The sequence below is a fragment of the Corynebacterium sp. HMSC071B10 genome (assembly GCF_001814825.1).
Lineage (GTDB): Bacteria > Actinomycetota > Actinomycetes > Mycobacteriales > Mycobacteriaceae > Corynebacterium.
Genome location: NZ_KV817977.1, coordinates 39,271 through 56,460, shown reverse-complemented (window position 1 = coordinate 56,460; position 17,190 = coordinate 39,271). Strand labels below are relative to the sequence as shown.

Here is a 17,190-nt window from a genome sequence, read left to right as displayed (position 1 = left end):
CACGTAGGCTGGTGGGCATGATCGTCACAATGCTGTTCACCGTGGAGGGGGCCCGACCCGAGATCAGTCGGTGCGTGAATGTGGAATCCGACTTGGACTTGAGTCGCCTGGCGCAGATTATCGACGCCTCGCTCGGGTTCTCCGGCGCCGCCGGGCACCTCTTCATCCACCAGGACGAGACGAAGCGGGAGGTGTTCGCGGAAAACCCCGGCCCGGGCGAGCGCTCCATGAGCTCGATGCAGGTCGGCGACATGCCGCCGTTGCTCTACGTCTACGACCCGGCAGCCAATTGGAACGTGAACGTCCGCCGCATCGGCCAATCCGGCTTGGAGGGTCCCACCCCGCTGCTCGTGCACGCGCAGGGCCCGGACGTAGTGGAGACTGCCAACGGCCCGGAGATGATGACGCGCCTGCACGAGGAGGCCCGCAACTTGGCGGCCGGGCTGCCGCCGAATATGGAGATCACCCCGCTGCTACTCGGGTGCCTGCCGGTGATGACCCCGGATCGGATGCTCGACCGGCTCAGCGTGGTCGACCAGGTCGCGGTGGCCACCCGCATGGGTTTCGTGGGCGAGGAGCTCGACGTGCCGAGCGCGCAGCCGCCTCACTTCGATGACCTGCCGGACCAGGATCTGACCATGCTTCTCGACGCCTTCATCGAACAGCGCCCCGACCTCAAGGAAATCCTGGACACGGACCCCAACCCGCACAGCAACCCCACGCTCATCGCGGCCTTCCAGGAGTTCTTCGAGGACACCATGGTGCCCGTCGGTGACGGGGCCGTCGATATGCACGCGCCGAAGGGCTTCTCCCCAGTCCTTGCCCAATACCTGGAGACGCTCGGGGAGAGAGCCCCCCTGACCACGCGCGGCAAGCTGAAGGTCAATATTGTGCGCTCGCTTATCGACGTCCTCGAGCTCCCCTCGTACCTCTCCCAGCCCCGCGAGGACACGTGGGATGCCATCGTGTTCGGGCGCTTCCTGCTGGAAAAGTTGGGCTTTCTCACCCGGGTGGGCAACTCACTCGTGCGCACCCCGGCGGGCGAGGCGTTCCTTGCGAACCCGTCGATCGCGGGCCGTGAGGCGGAATTTGCCGACGCGTGCGCTGAGTACTTCGGCGACTGGACCTGGGACATGGTCGTGGAGTTCCTCACCGGCGACCTGCGTGGCCCCGCCTCGCCCTTGATCGACGATGCCCTGGACACCCTCATGGTTCTGGGCGGGGTGTTCGAGATGGGCGATGTCAACGTGATTACCGGGGAGCTCACCGCGGTGCTGAATCGGGGGAAACTTTAGGGGGAAACTTTAGGCCACGAGGACGACGTAGAGCCCCAGCCCGCCGAGCACGCACATTGCGAGCGTCATCGCTGCGACCGCGGGCGTGTTCGGCGCGGAGCGCTCGTTGGCCAGTTGGACGGCGTCGTGCCGGTAGAAGCGCCGGTTCATCGCGATGATCACCGCAGCGACTAGCGCTAGCAGCACGATTACGGTGAAGATGACGCCGGGGTACGCGCTTGACCAGCGCATCAGTACCGAGGAGCACACCAGCATGGCCAGCGCGGTGCGCCCCCAAGATAAAGCGGTGCGCTCCGGCTGCAGGCCCGGATCCGCGACGGGGATCTGGCGGGTCATGTCAAGCTCACCAGTACGACGACGGCGGCGATGAAGATGCCGACGCCCAGCACCGGCACGATCGCGGGCGATGGCAGCGGGCGGCCGTGGCGCAGCGCGCGCTCGAGGCGCACCCAGCGAATCGCCGCGCCCAGCGAGATCGCCATGGCCAGCACCACGATCAGCGCCGCGATCACCGTGCGGGTTGCGGGATCGATGCCGGGCAGGTCGAAGGCCTCGATCGCGATCCCGCCGGCGAGGAATGCCAGGGCGGTGCGCGTCCAGGCGAGGAAGGTGCGCTCGTTGGCCAGGGTAAAGCGCGGGTCCGGCTCCGTGCCGTCGGGAAACACCGCGCGCGTAAACCAGCCGCGCGAAGGGTCCGGCGGGGTCGGTGCTTGGCTCATGCCACCCACCCTACCTACCGAGGCGCAACGCCCAGCGCGAAGTAGGGAACGAGGATCACCACCGCGCACGCGATGAACAGCCACACCGTGGTGGGCGACTTGTGCAGGCGCGCAACGTAGGCGCCGAGCCAGCCGCCTGCGGTGTTAAAGAGCAGATCGTCCATATCGCTGTAGCCCGCCGCAAGCAGGTACTGCGCGGTCTCGACGGAGAGGCTGGCGAGGAAGCAGAAGCAGGTGGTGGCGAAAACGGAGCGTCGATAAGCGAGATAGCCCACGGGGAAGAAGAGGGCGAGGTTGCCAAACAGGTTGAACCAGGGACCCCACCAGACGCGGTAGTGCTCGAAGGAGACGAGCGGGTCGAGGCGGATCTGCTGGATCTGGTGCGCCTCGGCGTCCCACACCCCGGGGACGGAAATGTAGGCCTTACCGACGGTAAAGGCGAGCACGAACACCACGCTGACCAGCAGGGCGAGCGTGTGCAGAGCGCGGGAGATTTTCACCCACGCGACAATAGCGCCACAAGCTGGCTACTTACTGGTAGCTTTCTCGGGAAGCGGTTGACTCGAGACCTGGAGGTAGGCGTGCCCGAACGCGAGCGCCCCGATAGGCAGGGTGATGAGCAGGCCGACGACGGCGAGCGCGAGACCCACCAGGTTCAGGGCCGTCGCGGCGAGGCTTATGAGCAGCAGCGGGCCATAGTTGCGCTTCGCGGCGCGGTAGCCGGGGCGGGCGGCCTCCCACACGCTCATTGCGTCGGCCGCGTACAGCATGACCATGGAAAGCAGCGGGGTGAGCAGGTTGATCCCGAGGATCCCGCCTGCAAGCAGCCAGAACACGCCGGTCTGGTAGAAGGGCGCGCCCTCGTTGAAGTCGCGCGCCGTAAAGAGGTCGGCTAACCCGCCGGTGATCAGGGTGGACCACGCGACGAAGACCGCCATGCAGGCGGCGACGATGAACAGGGAGGTCAGCAGCGTTTCCTGGTACTCGGTGGCGCGCACGTCGCCCAGCCGGAAGCGGGTCTGGCGGGCCTGCCGCAGCACGTTGACCGAGCCGAGCGGGAGGATGAGCGCGGCGATGACCAGCGGAGTCGTCACCGGTAGGAGCAGGAAGCTGAGCACGACGGCGGCCAGGCCGACGGCGGTGAGGACCACCCAGGTGGTCCTGTTTTTCATCGTTGCGCGCCAGGCCCATGCGAGTGCCGAACCCGCGCTGATGGTGTGAGGTGCGGGCAGGGTACTGGTCTCGGGGCGCATACCTTAAAAGTTAGCAAGAAGATCCCGTGTGTGGGTCGTGCGGGTGGCGCACGGGGTTAGTGGCGCGGCTGTGGCGCTACTTGCGCCGCTACCTGGCGGTAGCCGTGCGCGAAAGCGAGTGAGACAAACGCGATGATCGGCACCCAGATGATCGCGGACAGGCGGGCGGCTTCGCCCGGGATGAGGGTGCGCAGGTAGACGCCGACCGCGAAGGAGATCACGGCGATGAGGAGTGCGAGGAGCACCTTGTCCAGGTTCTTCGCGCTCGCGGCCAGACCTAAGGTGGCGGCCTCTGTGAGTGTGAAGCGCTCGTCGGCCGCAAAGGTGAAGATAAACGCGCACAGCGCGAGCACCACGGCGAAGAGGCCGACGGCGAAGTAGAGCAAGAAGAGTTCGGGCTCAAGGAGCCCGTAGGCGACGTTCGAGGGCGAGGATGCGGGGAAGTCCCGCAGCCCGACCGCGAGGAAAATGCCGAAGGTCATGAGCGCGTAGATCGCGGTAAAGCCGGCGAAGACTGCGGCCATGACGATGACGCGGAAACAGCTGGAGTAGGTGACCTGCCCAAGCTCCAGGTTCGGGTTGGCCGAGTGCTGCACCGCCACTGCAAGCAGCACGGGCATGAAGATCCCGCCCAACAGTGGCAGGGCCGCGGCGAGCAGACAGACGACCAGCATGATGGGTACCCACAGCCGCCAGCCCGCGACCAACTCGCGGGCGGCCCAGGCGTAGGCCGGAAGCACGGCGAAGCCGCGGATCAGCCTCGTCTGTGGGGTGTCCATGGGTACTGGGATGAGTTGGGGCCGTCTGCTTAGTAGGTCTGCGGCGCGGACTCGGCTGGGACCGGTCCGCCGGAGATCTGACGGTAGGCGTGCGCCATGGCCAGGATGACCACCGGTGCAGTGACGATCAGGCCAACGAAGGCCAGCAGCGAGCCGAAGCCGATCAGCAGGCCATTCAGAAGCGACATGCCCAGCAGCGGCAGGTAGTTGCGCTTGCCCGCGGCGAAGCCCGCCTTCATCGCCTCGCCGAAGGAACCGGCGTTGTCAGCAGCGTAGAAGGTCTGCATAGCGAAGAACGGGGCGACCAACAGCGCGACCAGCAGGATGACGCCAATCAGGCCGGCGAGGCGGCTCACCAGTGGCCCAATGGCCATCGGATCCTCTTCAATCACTGCGAGATCGTCCGGCAGCGTGCTCGGGTCCAGGCTAGAGAAGATGCCGATGCCCGCAATCAGTGCAACGACGAACATCACCGCAAACATGATCAGGCCCATGACGACAGAGATGCCGAGTGTCTTGCCGTAGGTGGGGGCCTTCACCTGGCCCAGGCTGAACTTGCGCGACAGCGTCTGCTGCAGTCCCGCCGACCACACCAGCGGGTAAATGAAGATGGAGAGCAGGCTGAGCAGGCCAGTCGGCTCAAAGGCGCTCGCCGCCATGAACACTGCCGCGAGCAGGCCGAAGAGCAGCCAGGTCTGCCAGTTGCCAGACGTGGTCTTAAACGCCCAGGACAGCGCCTCCATCACGCGGAGCTTGCCCGTGCCCTTGGTGTGCGTGAAGCCGTTGTTGGCCGGGTCGTTGATCGGGTGCGGGGTGGTGCCGTCGCCGTACGTGCCGTCGACAAGCTGCTGACCGTGGTAACGCAGCGCGGTAGCACCTGCGGCACCGGCTGCGGCGTTGACGTCGAACTGGTCGAAGCTCTGCTGGTCGTAGCTGTTTTGGCCGTAGGCGTTCTGGTCGTATCCGTTCTGACCGTACGAGCTCTGCTCAGACCCGGGCCACGCTGAAGCACCAGCGTTTCCTGCGTTCTCAGGGTGGCTGCCCGCCGGGTTATCCGGGTACGGCTCGAAGCCCCCGTAGGGGCTCGACCCGCCTGTGCCGTTCGGGTTGGTATTTCCGTCGTTCGGTGTAGTCATGCGGCCGATAATAACAGCCGTTTTAGCCACACCGCCGACACACAGGAAGCGGACAGGAGTCGCCTACTTCTCCCCTACTTCACCACAAGGTTGACCATGCGGCCCGGCACCACGATCGTCTTCACGATGGTTTTGCCGTCGGTGAGTTCGGACACGCGAGCGTCGGCAAGCGCAGTGCGCTCCATGTCCTCCTTGGAAGCGTCGACGGCGACATCGATGCGCGCCTTGACCTTGCCATTGATTTGGACGGGGACTTCGACGGTGTCGTCGGTAAGCAGCGCCTCGTCGAAGGTGGGGAACGGCTCGAACGTGAGCGTGTCGGTGTGGCCGAGCTTCGCCCACAGCTCCTCGGCGATGTGCGGGGCGACCGGCGCAACCATCTGCACCAGCGGAGTCACCGCGGCGCGCGGGGCGCTGTCCGGGTAGGTCTTGGTGAGGTAGTTGACATACTCGATCAGCTTGGCCACCACCGTGTTATCGCGCAGGTGCTCGTAGTCCTCGCGCACGCCCGCGATGATGCGGTGCAGCTGCTTGGCGTCGTCCTCGGAAAGCTCATCGTCGGTGACGGTGACCTCGCCGGTTTCCTCGTTGACCACCAGGCGCCACAGGCGCTGCAGGAAGCGGTGCGCGCCGACGACGTCCTTCGTCGCCCACGGGCGGGAAGTGTCCAGCGGGCCCATCGACATTTCGTAGACGCGCAGGGTGTCCGCGCCGAAGTCGGCGGCGATGTCGTCCGGGGCCACCGCATTCTTCAGTGACTTGCCCATCTTGCCGTACTCGCGGTTGACCTCGGCGCCGTCGTAGAAGAACTTGCCGTCCTTCTCCTCCACCTCGGCCGCCGGGACGTACACGCCGCGGGAATCCGTGTAGGCATAAGCCTGGATGTAGCCCTGGTTGAACAGGCGGCGGTACGGCTCCTTCGAGGTGACAAAGCCCAGGTCATAGAGCACCTTGTGCCAGAAGCGGGCGTAGAGCAGGTGCAGCACCGCGTGCTCCACGCCGCCGACGTAGAGGTCCACGCCGCCCGGGTCGTTCTCGCCGCGCGGGCCCGTCCAGTAGCGCTCGTTCTCCAGGTCGCAGAAGGCGTTGTCGTTGGTCGGGTCGACGTAGCGCAGCTGGTACCAGGAGGAACCGGCCCACTGCGGCATGACGTTCGTGTCGCGCCAGTAGGTCCGCTCGCCCTCGCCCAGGTCCATGCGCACCTCGACCCAGTCCTTCGCCTTCGCCAGCGGCGGCGAGGGCTCCGAATCCGCGTCGTCAGGGTCGAAGGACACCGGCTTGTAGTCCTCCACGTCCGGCAGTTCGACCGGCAGCTGATCCTCCGGGATGGAGTGCGCCTGGCCGTTCTCGTCGTACACAATCGGGAAGGGCTCGCCCCAGTAGCGCTGGCGGGCGAACAGCCAGTCGCGCAACTTGTACTGGATCTTCTCCGCGCCCTTTTGCTTCTCGACGATCCACGCCAGCACCCGCTCAATCGCCTCCGCCTTACCCAGGCCGTTCAGGTCCAGGCCGTCTTCGTTGGCCGAGTTGATGTGGGCGGCGTCGCCGGTGAACGCCTCCTCGGAGACGTCGCCATCGAGTACCGGGACAATCGGCAGGCCGAAGACGGTGGCGAACTCGTAGTCGCGCTCGTCGTGCGCCGGCACCGCCATGATCGCGCCCGTGCCGTAGCCGGTGAGCACGTAATCCGCGATGAAGATCGGCACCTGCTGACCATTCACCGGGTTGGTGGCGTACGTACCGAGGAAGACGCCCGTCTTCTCCTTATTCTCCTGACGCTCCACATCCGACTTCGCGGCGATCGCGCGCTTGTAAGCGTCCACCGCCTCGCGCGGAGTGGCCTTGCCGTAGGTCCAGCGCTCGTCGGTGCCCTCGGGGTACGTGTCGGCCAGCAGCTCGTCGACAAGCTCGTGCTCCGGCGCGAGCACCATGTAGGTCGCGCCGAACAGCGTGTCCGGACGGGTGGTGAAGACGGTGAGGTCGCCCGCCGGGGAGGCGAAGTTGACGTCGGCGCCGCGGGAGCGGCCGATCCAGTTGCGCTGCATGCTCTTGACCTTCTCCGGCCAGTCGAGCAGCTCCAGATCATCCAGCAGGCGATCCGAGTAGGCGGTGATGCGCATCATCCACTGGCGCAGACGCTTGCGGAAGACCGGGAAGTTGCCACGCTCCGAACGCCCGTCCGCCGTGACCTCCTCGTTGGCCAGGACCGTGCCCAGGCCCGGGCACCAGTTGACCATGGACTCATCGAGGTAGACCAACCGGAAGGCGTCGATAGCCTTGTGCTTTTCCGCCGTGGTCAGGTCGCGGAAGTTGCGACCGTCCTTCGTTGTGCGAGCCCCCGACATCAGGTCCCGCACCAGATCCTCGATCGGGCGGGCCTTCTGCTGCTCCTCATCAAACCAGGCGTTATAAATCTGCAGGAAGATCCACTGCGTCCACTTGTAAAACTCTGGATCCGTCGTGGCCACCGAGCGACGGCGATCATGGCCCAGGCCCAGCTGATCCAGCTGGCGGGTCATGTTCTCAATGTTCTTCTCCGTCGTCGTCCGCGGGTGCGTACCCGTCTGGATGGCGTACTGCTCCGCCGGCAGACCGAAGGCGTCGTAGCCCAGCGTGTGCAGGACGTTCTTGCCCAGCATGCGGTTGTAGCGAGCGTAGACGTCGGTAGCGATGTAGCCCAGCGGGTGCCCCACGTGCAGGCCCGCGCCCGAGGGGTACGGGAACATGTCCTGGACGTTGAGCTTCTCCTTCGGCAGCTCCCCGCCGGTAGCCAGGTCGCCGACCGGGTTCGGAGCGTTAAAGGTGCCGTGCTCGCGCCAGTACGCCTGCCAACGCTGCTCAATGTCATTAGCCAGCGCCGCGCCGTAGCGGTACGCGGGGCCGTCGGTGTGGGAGTTCGCGGGAGTATTCGCCTCAGTCATAGGTATGCAGTGTAGTAGGCCACCCGTGCAGAGGGGCGATTGCTTATCGACGGCTACGCCGCCCACGTTTTCCCAGCAAATTCTTTTTTCGCCGTTTTGTGAGCGCAAAAAGATATAGGAAAGATATAGGGGCGGATTTTGGGGCCGGTTTTCGACGTTTTGGCTGGTAGGCGAATTGTTGCGATATCTTTTATCTCTTTTTATTTGTTTTCTGACGCCTCGCACCACGCAACAATCTCGTCGAGGCGTGAAAGATCAACGCGATCGATGTCCTTCTTGTAGCCCTCAATCATCGCGCGCTCGTTCTCCGACTTCCGCGGCTTCAGCTTGAGCGCACTAATGATCCCCCGCATCACGCCTAGGTGAGCCTTGCTGAGTTCAGAGTAGTTCAGGCGGCCGGGCAGGTAGAAACGTTTGATGCGGCTGGCCCGGTCGCCGAGCAGCTCTGCCGTCGGGTCGGTCTCCTGCACGACGTGGTCCAGCGTCATCCCCACCGTGACGACGCAGGTGGAGCGGGCCTGGAGCGTCTGCTCAGGTAGCGCTTTTGCGAACTTGGCCGCAGCGTTCATCGGCCCGTGCGCCGGCGCGAGGACGATAATGGGGCCTTCTTCGGCGGCCGCGGACACTTCGGCGGGGTCGGAAATCTCCTGCGCGGTCGTGCCGAGACGACGCGCGAGCTCTTCAGCGTACTGCCGCGTTGAACCGTAGACGGAGGAGAAGTAGATGTGCATAGGTACCTTCATTCTTTCGATTCGGATTGCTCTAGCAGGCCTTGAATCCGCGCGCACCGAGGACACGCGGCAAGTCTTTGGTGATCTTGACGCGGCACAAACACCGTCCCGCACAGCGCAAAAACTGGATTACCTTGGACGATGGCGTCTGACACAGTACGAACGTGCGACTGTGCTATCTCTTCAGCAACGAGATGGTGCACGCTACCCGGCCTAAACCATGCCGGTGGTTTTGCGCTTCGATCCCCACGTAGCACGGAGTCAAGCGTTATCTCTCCCCCAAACTCCAGAACAAACTGTGGCTGCCCCATTTCCGTCAGGCCGTCTTTCGACCAATCCTGCTCACCATCATGTATGGCAGCGGCGATTGTCTCTATCCCAAGCTGACAGAGTGATTGCGTTCTTTCGTCATGATGCTGCTCAAGTTGTAATTCGATACCCAGACGCTCTTCCTCGCCCAGGGAGATCAGCCGTATTGTCACTGCGGGGAGAGTTGTGTTGAGACTAGAGAGATCCAAAAACTGTGTAATTTCGTTCAGATCCACCGAGAAAACGGGGTCGGCGCAGCCGCCGTATGGCTCGTCACTGAAATACGCCATCGCAGACTCAACCTGATCAAAGAGGCGTCTCCGCCAAGCAAGTAGGCGATCTGTTTTCTTCTCTTTCTCAAGCAATGCGCGATCCACAGGAGTAGGGAGCCACCACTGCGGGTCAATCTCACTGCGGCGCATAAACCGCTGATAGAAATCGTCACGATCCACGCCTTTTCGGATTCCGGCTGAAACCACCCACACTTGCCCGTCCGGATCCATAAAGGCCACCCCACGGTACCGAGAAGTCTTCACTTTGTAACAGGTGGGACGCACTCCGCTGATTTTTGCCGGAGCCTTGGCGTAGTCACGGTCCGGCGCAAAAATCGCGTTAGCATGCTCGAGCACGGGGTGCTCTACCTGCGTGGATACACCGCCAATCGGCCCAGCGCTGTCCCAACTTTCAAGTCTGAGGTCTTGTGTCGCGCAGTAAATTGTGAGCCGTGCTGGAAGAGCCATGGGAAATAATGTTATTCAGATAGCGATGCAACTGCCGACGCAACAAGCTCATCAGGATGGGCGGCGTGGCGCGCAAAGATCTCACGGCTTCGTATCGTGTCCGGGAGCCTAGAGAGCACAGAGGCGGTTTCCACCTCAACGCCATCGCGAGTGGACCGCAGCATCACTTTCCCGTCACGCCCCAGCAAACGAACATGCAGGACGCTCAAACCAAGAAGGGATGCTGCAGCGTTCAGGCTCAGCCAGGCCGGCAGCTCGTCCAACCCACAGCTGCTAGCCATCGACGTCACTGCAACAGCACCCTCCACACTGCTTTCCGCAGCACGGGCCAGCACGTCTGGTGCAGTAAGGGAAGGATCCACACTGTGCACTTCTTGAGCCATCTTTCACACCCCGTTTCTATTTCGCTTCTGCGCTGACCATCTTAACCACGGAAGACGCTTGAAGGAAGTCCTCAAAGCCGCAAACACCTAGAGCTCCCTGCCCCACAGGGGAACGATGTAGTCTGGCTCTAGCCATGCGGCCTTTCATTGAGGATCTCTCTACGCGTAGCGAAGCCATGGGCCGAGCACTTCGCCGCATGGCCGCACGGGATCAAACAGCCTCCAAATCGGCTTGCAATCCAGTACCTGCCCCCACGTCTCGCTCAATTGCTGAACAAGGACGGCCCTCTTCTTGGACTCTTCGTGCCGTCCGATGCAACACCGGAGGAGCTTCTCCAAGTCCAGCGAGCAGTGGATATTCGCGAGCTTTGGTCAAGGCGCCTCGGCAAGATCCGTATTCGGTTTTCCAATGAGACACGCTCAGGAACGCGCTTTTGGCCAGCTCCAGAACCCGGTGCCTACCGGCTATGGGAAACGGAGATGCCGATCGTGCCTGAGGTACGACGCATCCGCCGCAATGGTAGCGAATGGTCGTTGGGCGATTCCGCTTTGCTTTCCGCAGCTTATGTGTGGCGGAACGACTTCACCCTTACCGGAAGCGGACCAACGCGCTACATAGATCTCCACGATCAGGCTGCGCGCAGGGGAGTCTCTGCCCTCGACACGCACGCAGTTACTCGGCACGTTCGTGACTTTGCGCATCATTCGCACGAAAGCGTCCCAGTGCAGCCTTACCGCGCGGTGCTCGACTTAGGTGATCTCGCAGGCCCTCAGGCCGCGGTCATGCTCGGTCAATCCAGGCACCTTGGCGGTGGCCTCCTCCGCCCATTGGATATCAACCTCAATTCGTCAGAAATCCCAGGAGAAAAGCCATGACGAAGTTAACTCTGAGTAATTTCGACGAGTTTTTCGCGGCCATGAACGACGGACACGTTCCATTTTCATGGCAGTGTGAGCTTCTCGAATACATTGTGCGTACCGGGCGATGGCCAGACCAAATCGCGGCCCCAACTGGTGCAGGGAAATCTTCAGTTGTCGACGTCCACATTTTCGCGAATGCCCTGTTTGCGGCAGGGGAAGCTCCGCGCGTCCCACGCAGATTACACACAGTGGTGAATCGTCGAGGCCTCGTGGACAACCAGTACCAACGTGCCCTCGAGATACAACGGGCATTAACAGAAAGCACTACCGATGACGGTAACCACCCAGACGTAGTACGCAAGGTTGCAGACGCATTACGTAGCCTGGTACCCGTCGGCGGTAACACGCCATGCATCGTGTCTGTATTACGCGGCGGGCTCAGCTCACGGTCACTGCCGGTAAGTGACCTTGCGAGCTGTGCTGTCATTGCCTCAACACCAGACATGTGGGGTTCACGCGCACTCTTCCAGGGGTATGGTTCGACGAGGTACGCTCGTCCCAGAGAAACTACTCTTGTCACGAGTGACTCGGTGATTGTGCTCGACGAGGCACACTTGAACCGTCAACTGTTAATCACTGCACGCCGAATCAGGGAAATTCAGTTAGCTGGTGCAGACACTGGTCTCCCTGCGCTCCAAGTCGTCGAAACGACAGCAACTCCCGCAAACCAGTCTGAAGATTTGTCGGTGATCGGGGTAGACCCCAATACGCTCGACGCAAGCCGAGATGCAGCCCTGCAACGCAGGCTCCATGCGACGAAGCAGTTGAAACACCTCCAAACCCCCAAGTGGAATGGCAGGAAGGCAAACCGTGGCGTAGTGGACGGTGCACTCGAGCAGATTCACGCATGGCTGGAAGAAGACAATCGCGTCGGTCCGATTGGTTGCATCGTGAACCACGTAGATACGGCGCTCAAAGTAGCCAACGCGCTCAAGAGGAAGAAAGTACGGTATATCCTCCTCGTGGGCCGCTTGCGCCCATTTGACCTCCAAAAACTCGAAGAAGACTACCCGGGCGTGCTTACTCCTACTGGAAACAAGCAGGTTGACGTCGTTGTTGCAACGCAAACGCTTGAGGTTGGAGTAGACGTTGATTTCCAATACATGGTCACCGAACTAGCACCAGCTACGGCAATTCAACAACGCAGCGGACGTGTCAACCGCCTCGGAAAATACGACACATCTGAGCTAGCAATTCTTGAGCCGGTTGCTCCGCCTGCGGCAAATAAAGAATTCGCACCATACCAAGGGGCCGACCTCCACGACGCTTTTCGATGGCTTACGGCCTTCGAAAGCGGCGCTGACATAAATCCTGCGCTGCTCGCTTCGAACCCAGCCCCTGCGACAACGCCTACACGACTGCTCTATCAGCGTTTGGAGTACCGAGATGTCGAGCTACTCGCGAAGTCAGCCGAGCGTCGTGCGAACCCGATCGAGCTTGATTTCTGGCTTCGGGACTCTCTAGAAGCAGAAGCCCCTACCGCTGGCGTAGTTTTGCGCAAAAAGCTCCCGCAAACGCAGGAAGCAACCGTAGAACTGCTTGAGGCTTTGCCACCTCGAGCTGAAGAGGTTTTCCCGGGGTCGATATCTACCGTCAGAGACCTCGCCGTCAAGCTCCAGCAAGACAGCGAGGAACGGCACGCAGCTACGTTGCTGTTGGTGTATCGCGCAGGCGACATTGAGCTCCTTGACGAGCCGAATGAGATCAAGCCAGGCGATACACTCATCGTAAGCGATCAGCTACCGTTCACTACCCAGGGCGTGCTGACGATTCCAGCTGAGGACGAGCAACTGCCGGATGAAGTTCCAGCGGACGGAGTCACCGTTTACTTGCCCGATGAGGAAGACCTTGACCTCGATCTCTTCCGAGCAGCAAGCTCGATGACCCCAGCTGAGTTTCTGGAATTATGGTACGACCGCTTTCCTGGTGACGCCGAAGCTGGCATGAGTATCGAAGTTTCTGCATCGTCGATCGAGGACCCGCGAGGCGACCTTGCCGCTTGGATTCTCCGCCGGGATTCGCAAACGCTGCGCACTGATGCCGAGACGGTGCAGGAATGGTCACCTCGTGTGGACAAAAACACCCCACCGCCCTCTCTGACCCAGCACCAGACTGACGTAGCTGAGCGGGCGCGGATTATCTGCGATTCCCTGAGTGTCAATCCAGCTCTTGCAGACCGGGTGGTTACAGCGAGCTTGCTTCACGACGAGGGCAAGCGCGATCCCCGCTTTCAGCGAATGTTGGGAAACCTCGACCTTGACCAACCATGGGCTAAGAGCCGTACCCGGAGCCGACAAGAGATCCAGCGAGCAAAGGCTGGAAGTGGTTTGCCTGTTGGGTGGCGGCATGAACAGCTCTCTGCAGCTATGGCTGAAGACCTTCGTCTCCAAGGAGACGAGCGCGTCGACGAGCTGGTTGTACACATTGTTGGCGCGAGCCACGGGCGCGGACGAGACTTATTCCCCCAAGTTGGTGAAGAACTCCTTGTTGGATCCGCAACCGCACAGAAGTTGTTCACACAGGGTCAGTGGGAAAGCCAAGTACGCAAGCTCACAAGGGAATACGGTGCCTACGCCCTGGCTGCTTGCGAAGCGCTCGAGCGCGCAGCGGACGCGCAGATTTCAGGAGAAGGACGATGAAACACAGTCTCGTAGTTGCAGGGAATGTATATTCCGGTTTATCTCATTTCGCCCTTGCTGGGCTGAGTCTCCTCGCACGGTCGCTGAGTGACGGTGTAGTCACCACTCATTGGAACAACGAACCAACGCCCCGAGGCGTCCTGGGAACAGAGGACATTGCTCCTGAGGATATCGCAATAGAGATTAAGCGCCTGAGCCAGTCGTGGTACCAGGGGTGGACGAGCATCCGAGTCCAATATGCGGTAGGCGAGTTTTCCCCGTTCAGCCCCAGGTTCAAGCAAATTGATCCCCGCAAGAACCCAGATGATTGGCCTAAACATCAGCAAGCACGTACCGCTGCTCTCGATAAGTTGTCCGTTGATGATGACCACTTGGCGTTGCAATTCATTCACTCCCTGGGAGAAGCCGCTTACTGGAGGTTCGACGGAAAAGACCCTCGACCTGATCACGGTGCCTCCCGGTGGGAGATGAAGACCCGCAATCAAGGTGAAGAGTTCGTCTCGCAGAAGCTCTTCAAGTATGTCGAGGCCCTGAGCGATTGGGATACCAAGGATATTCTGGCCGGATTGACAGGCCAGCGCGTTGAAGATCCTTTCGGTGAAGATGCTTCCAGAACGCCTTCGGGTTTTACTCCCCCGGCACGGACAGACTTGGCCCTTGCCTTTGCAGCGCTCATCGGTATCGGACAATTTCCAGTGAGCGCACGCGCACAGCAAATGGCGCTCACTCCGTGTGCCTATCCGGACACAGCGCTGCACACGAAGGTAGCCGTGCTTCCCGTACCAACCATTCCTTTGACCCCCGAGAGGTTCGAAAGCATTGTGCTCTCTCAGGAGTGGGCGTCCGTGGTCAACGCTTTTGGTGCCGAGGAAATCGGCCGAACTCCGGAGAGTTTGCTGCACGACAGCGCGATTACTGCGCTTCGGCAGTTCGGTGCGCCCGCAGCCGCTGTGTTCCGAGTCCATCTCGGAGGTAGCTCTTTAGCACCTGAGCGCTACTTCGAAAGCGGAAAGGTCCGCCTGTTGTGACACGGGAAGAAGACTTCTTGCCGATTAGCCTCGTCCTTCATACTGCGTTTTGCGAGAGAAAGGCCTGGCTGGAGGCAAATGGCGAGTCAACGCTGACGTATCAGATGCAGGCCGGAGATAACGCTCACGAAGCGGTCGACACCGTAGCCCACTCACGCACACACCGTTTGACGTCTTATCCCTTGCGCTCGGAGCGTCTCGGCATCGTTGGAAAAGCTGATGTAGTCGAGGTATTCGAGGGCAACGAGGTCGGGCTAGTCGAGCATAAGGCAACACCGGTTCGACGTAAGGCCCAGGTGACCCCAGCCAATCGTCTGCAACTTGCGCTGCAGCGCGAGTGTTTGCGCGATGCAGGCTTTGATGTGATCGAGCAGTCGATATATTTCACTGATCACCGTCGGCGGGTCGAGGTGGAGCTTACTGACGAAGACAGCCAGGTCGCCGCCGAAACGATCGAACGCACTCGAGCGATCGTTGATGCCACGCATGCGCCTATTCCGCTTCTCGACGATGAACGGTGCTCCCGATGCTCCCATTTTTCTATCTGCCTACCCGATGAACATCACGGTGGGAACGCGAGACGACGCATCCATGCTGCTGACCCCGATGGTCAGGTACTACACCTCACCGTGCAGGGGTCCCGCGCCAGTATTCGCAAAGGAAGGGTCCTCGTAGAAAAATCCGGTGAGAGACTTGCAGATGCCCCACTCGCCCGGGTTCATGGAGTTGTAGTCCATGGCAACATCGATCTTTCTAGCGCCTTGCACCGCAATCTCCTCTGGGACAACGTACCGGTCGTGTGGTGTTCTTCAACAGGACGAGTCTATGGATTCTCCAAACCCGCCGACGGCCCCAATGGCGGAGCTCGCGTGGAGCAACATGTCCTGAGCAGTCGAGGTTGTCTACCGATTGCGCGTGGAATGGTCCAAGCGAAGATTTGGAATCAGGCTACTCTGCTGCGAAGGAACGGCGACGCACCTGACGCAGTCAGATATCTGCAGGCCGAGGCAGAGCGCGCAGCAACGGCCGCAGATATACCAGAGCTGTTTGGGATCGAGGGAGATGCCGCTGCACAGTATTTCCTTGAATTCGGGTCGATGTTGCGCCCAGCACAAATGGAAACTCTTGGTTGGCAGTGGAAAGGACGGCATGGTCGTGGTGCAAGCGATCCGCTCAACATCTTGCTGAATTACTGCTATGGCTTGCTCAGGGCGGAAGTACTCCGAGCAATCCTCAGCTGCGGTTTGGACCCGCACGCGGGGTTCTTGCATAGTAGCGGCCGTAACAAGCCCGCACTCGCTCTGGATCTCATGGAGGAGTTTCGAGCCCCGCTGGCTGACTCTGTGGTGCTTTCCCTTGTGAATCGGCGCGAGATTAAGGCTAGCGACTTTACCCACGTCAACGGGGCTGCTCGCCTTCGCGACAAGGCAAGAAGAAAAGTGATTGCGGCCTTCGAACGTCGAGTACAGACAAGCATTCGCCATCCCCTTTTTGGCTACGACGCGACATGGCGTCGGGTAATAGAAATCCAGGCCAGGATGGTGCTCGGCGTCATCACCGGATCCCAACCATCCTACGAAGGCGTGAGGGTTCGATGAGTCGGGACGATACACGTCGAACGCTTATCTGTTACGACATCATCAATGATCGTCGACGCACACGCGTCGCTGATGCACTGTCAGAATTCGGAGACCGGGTGCAGTACAGCGTCTTTGTTGTGGATATTTCACCCGCCCGCCTTCTACAAGTGAAGTCCCGCCTGAACAAGATTATCGAGCCGGGTGAAGATGCCATTCTTTTCTGCGACCTAGGCCGAGTAGCGGAACTGAGCGAAACAAAGTTTGGGTATCTTGGAAAGTCGCGGGAGGTGACAGACAATGGCGCACTGATTCTCTAGCAGAATTGGCGGCTAAGCTACGAGCGCGCCGGTGTCACGCAAACCCTTGGCTTGCGCTCGCGCGGTGAATCGCCTGCTCAAAATCGAGAACTCAATAGTGGATGATTTTTGAAGCGCAACGTCTTGTAGAATTGTCTTCGCGCTCGCAAACCGCTGGATTTACCCTGTTCACTGGTGCTGTTTTTCAGCCCCAGTCGCCGTCCTTAACGGGACGGCCTTTCATTGAGGGGGCCTCGACACTAGGCGCGGTAAGCGGGTCACTCTCAAGTCGCCGTCCTTAACGGGACGGCCTTTCATTGAGGGGTCGAGCACTGGGATGACCTAGTGAGGACGATCAAGTCGCCGTCCTTAACGGGACGGCCTTTCATTGAGGGAACTCGGAACAATCACCTACACGATCCCACCCGAGGGTCGCCGTCCTTAACGGGACGGCCTTTCA

16 protein-coding genes and 1 CRISPR repeat array are annotated in these 17,190 nt (G+C 61.0%); of the genes, 6 read left to right on the top strand and 10 right to left on the bottom strand.

Going from position 1 to position 17,190, the window contains the following annotated elements:
- Nucleotides 1-17 precede the first annotated feature (17 nt).
- A complete protein-coding gene (locus HMPREF2990_RS01905; RefSeq protein ID WP_070762452.1) occupies nt 18-1,295 on the top strand; it encodes an IS1096 element passenger TnpR family protein in 1,278 nt (425 codons plus the stop codon).
- Nucleotides 1,296-1,304: 9 nt separating this feature from the next.
- Here HMPREF2990_RS01905 and HMPREF2990_RS01900 read toward each other — a convergent pair whose 3' ends face one another.
- From HMPREF2990_RS01900 to HMPREF2990_RS12640, 10 genes are all read right to left on the bottom strand, one after another.
- A complete protein-coding gene (locus tag HMPREF2990_RS01900) occupies nt 1,305-1,631 on the bottom strand; it encodes a DUF202 domain-containing protein (protein ID WP_070762451.1) in 327 nt (108 codons plus the stop codon).
- Nucleotides 1,628-2,014 (bottom strand): YidH family protein, encoded by a 387-nt coding sequence (locus HMPREF2990_RS01895; RefSeq protein ID WP_070762450.1) that lies wholly within the window; start codon nt 2,012-2,014, stop codon nt 1,628-1,630. The genes HMPREF2990_RS01900 and HMPREF2990_RS01895 overlap by 4 nt, the downstream gene beginning before the upstream one ends.
- A 14-nt stretch (nt 2,015-2,028) precedes the next feature.
- A complete protein-coding gene (locus tag HMPREF2990_RS01890; protein ID WP_070762449.1) occupies nt 2,029-2,514 on the bottom strand; it encodes a VanZ family protein in 486 nt (161 codons plus the stop codon).
- A 27-nt stretch (nt 2,515-2,541) separates the two neighbouring features.
- Nucleotides 2,542-3,186, bottom strand: a complete 645-nt coding sequence (locus HMPREF2990_RS01885; protein WP_070762448.1) for a hypothetical protein — start codon at nt 3,184-3,186, stop codon at nt 2,542-2,544.
- 137 nt (nt 3,187-3,323) lie between these two features.
- Complete coding sequence (locus HMPREF2990_RS01880; RefSeq protein WP_070762447.1) at nt 3,324-4,046, bottom strand: hypothetical protein; 723 nt, start codon at nt 4,044-4,046, stop codon at nt 3,324-3,326.
- Between the two features lie 29 nt (nt 4,047-4,075).
- Nucleotides 4,076-5,182 (bottom strand): DUF2189 domain-containing protein, encoded by a 1,107-nt coding sequence (locus HMPREF2990_RS01875; RefSeq protein WP_070762446.1) that lies wholly within the window; start codon nt 5,180-5,182, stop codon nt 4,076-4,078.
- Nucleotides 5,183-5,256: 74 nt separating this feature from the next.
- A complete protein-coding gene (gene leuS / locus HMPREF2990_RS01870) occupies nt 5,257-8,103 on the bottom strand; it encodes a leucine--tRNA ligase (RefSeq protein WP_070762445.1) in 2,847 nt (948 codons plus the stop codon).
- A 200-nt stretch (nt 8,104-8,303) separates the two neighbouring features.
- Complete coding sequence (locus HMPREF2990_RS01865) at nt 8,304-8,834, bottom strand: flavodoxin domain-containing protein (protein WP_246817398.1); 531 nt, start codon at nt 8,832-8,834, stop codon at nt 8,304-8,306.
- Nucleotides 8,835-8,842: 8 nt separating this feature from the next.
- Nucleotides 8,843-9,883 carry a DUF3039 domain-containing protein gene (locus tag HMPREF2990_RS01860; RefSeq protein ID WP_083316944.1) on the bottom strand — a complete coding sequence of 347 codons (1,041 nt, stop codon included), beginning with the start codon at nt 9,881-9,883 and terminating at the stop codon, nt 8,843-8,845.
- 11 nt (nt 9,884-9,894) lie between these two features.
- Nucleotides 9,895-10,266 carry a hypothetical protein gene (locus HMPREF2990_RS12640; protein WP_141757759.1) on the bottom strand — a complete coding sequence of 124 codons (372 nt, stop codon included), beginning with the start codon at nt 10,264-10,266 and terminating at the stop codon, nt 9,895-9,897.
- Nucleotides 10,267-10,413: 147 nt separating this feature from the next.
- Here HMPREF2990_RS12640 and csb2 point away from each other — a divergent pair, with 147 nt between their 5' ends.
- Genes csb2 through cas2 form a run of 5 tightly spaced genes read left to right on the top strand, consistent with a single transcriptional unit; the run spans nt 10,414 to nt 16,751 of the window.
- Entirely contained in the window at nt 10,414-11,142 is a 729-nt protein-coding gene (gene csb2 / locus HMPREF2990_RS13305) for a type I-G CRISPR-associated protein Csb2 (RefSeq protein ID WP_083316943.1), read from the top strand.
- Nucleotides 11,139-13,826: a type I-G CRISPR-associated helicase/endonuclease Cas3g gene (gene cas3u, locus HMPREF2990_RS01855; protein ID WP_070762442.1), complete on the top strand. Its 2,688-nt coding sequence runs from the start codon at nt 11,139-11,141 to the stop codon at nt 13,824-13,826. Before csb2 ends, cas3u begins: the two co-directional genes overlap by 4 nt.
- The gene (locus tag HMPREF2990_RS01850; RefSeq protein WP_070762441.1) at nt 13,823-14,854 is read left to right on the top strand and encodes a hypothetical protein; all 1,032 of its coding nucleotides are present in this window, start codon (nt 13,823-13,825) and stop codon (nt 14,852-14,854) included. The genes cas3u and HMPREF2990_RS01850 overlap by 4 nt, the downstream gene beginning before the upstream one ends.
- Complete coding sequence (locus tag HMPREF2990_RS01845; RefSeq protein ID WP_070762440.1) at nt 14,851-16,452, top strand: CRISPR-associated endonuclease Cas4/Cas1; 1,602 nt, start codon at nt 14,851-14,853, stop codon at nt 16,450-16,452. The genes HMPREF2990_RS01850 and HMPREF2990_RS01845 overlap by 4 nt, the downstream gene beginning before the upstream one ends.
- On the top strand, nt 16,449-16,751 hold the full coding sequence (gene cas2 / locus HMPREF2990_RS01840; RefSeq protein ID WP_070762439.1) for a CRISPR-associated endonuclease Cas2: 303 nt from the start codon (nt 16,449-16,451) through the stop codon (nt 16,749-16,751). The genes HMPREF2990_RS01845 and cas2 overlap by 4 nt, the downstream gene beginning before the upstream one ends.
- A gap of 190 nt (nt 16,752-16,941) precedes the next feature.
- A CRISPR array of direct repeats spans nt 16,942-17,190; the repeat unit is 30 nt; unit sequence AGTCGCCGTCCTTAACGGGACGGCCTTTCA.

Bases quoted from the DNA above. Each gene is read 5' to 3' on its own strand.
- HMPREF2990_RS01905 (WP_070762452.1), top strand. From the start codon at position 18: ATGATCGTCACAATGCTGTTCACCGTGGAGGGGGCCCGACCCGAGATC.
- HMPREF2990_RS01900 (WP_070762451.1), bottom strand. From the start codon at position 1,631: ATGACCCGCCAGATCCCCGTCGCGGATCCGGGCCTGCAGCCGGAGCGC.
- HMPREF2990_RS01895 (WP_070762450.1), bottom strand. From the start codon at position 2,014: ATGAGCCAAGCACCGACCCCGCCGGACCCTTCGCGCGGCTGGTTTACG.
- HMPREF2990_RS01885 (WP_070762448.1), bottom strand. From the start codon at position 3,186: ATGAAAAACAGGACCACCTGGGTGGTCCTCACCGCCGTCGGCCTGGCC.
- HMPREF2990_RS01880 (WP_070762447.1), bottom strand. From the start codon at position 4,046: ATGGACACCCCACAGACGAGGCTGATCCGCGGCTTCGCCGTGCTTCCG.
- HMPREF2990_RS01875 (WP_070762446.1), bottom strand. From the start codon at position 5,182: ATGACTACACCGAACGACGGAAATACCAACCCGAACGGCACAGGCGGG.
- leuS (WP_070762445.1), bottom strand. From the start codon at position 8,103: ATGACTGAGGCGAATACTCCCGCGAACTCCCACACCGACGGCCCCGCG.
- HMPREF2990_RS01865 (WP_246817398.1), bottom strand. From the start codon at position 8,834: ATGCACATCTACTTCTCCTCCGTCTACGGTTCAACGCGGCAGTACGCT.
- HMPREF2990_RS01860 (WP_083316944.1), bottom strand. From the start codon at position 9,883: ATGGCTCTTCCAGCACGGCTCACAATTTACTGCGCGACACAAGACCTC.
- HMPREF2990_RS12640 (WP_141757759.1), bottom strand. From the start codon at position 10,266: ATGGCTCAAGAAGTGCACAGTGTGGATCCTTCCCTTACTGCACCAGAC.
- cas3u (WP_070762442.1), top strand. From the start codon at position 11,139: ATGACGAAGTTAACTCTGAGTAATTTCGACGAGTTTTTCGCGGCCATG.
- HMPREF2990_RS01850 (WP_070762441.1), top strand. From the start codon at position 13,823: ATGAAACACAGTCTCGTAGTTGCAGGGAATGTATATTCCGGTTTATCT.
- cas2 (WP_070762439.1), top strand. From the start codon at position 16,449: ATGAGTCGGGACGATACACGTCGAACGCTTATCTGTTACGACATCATC.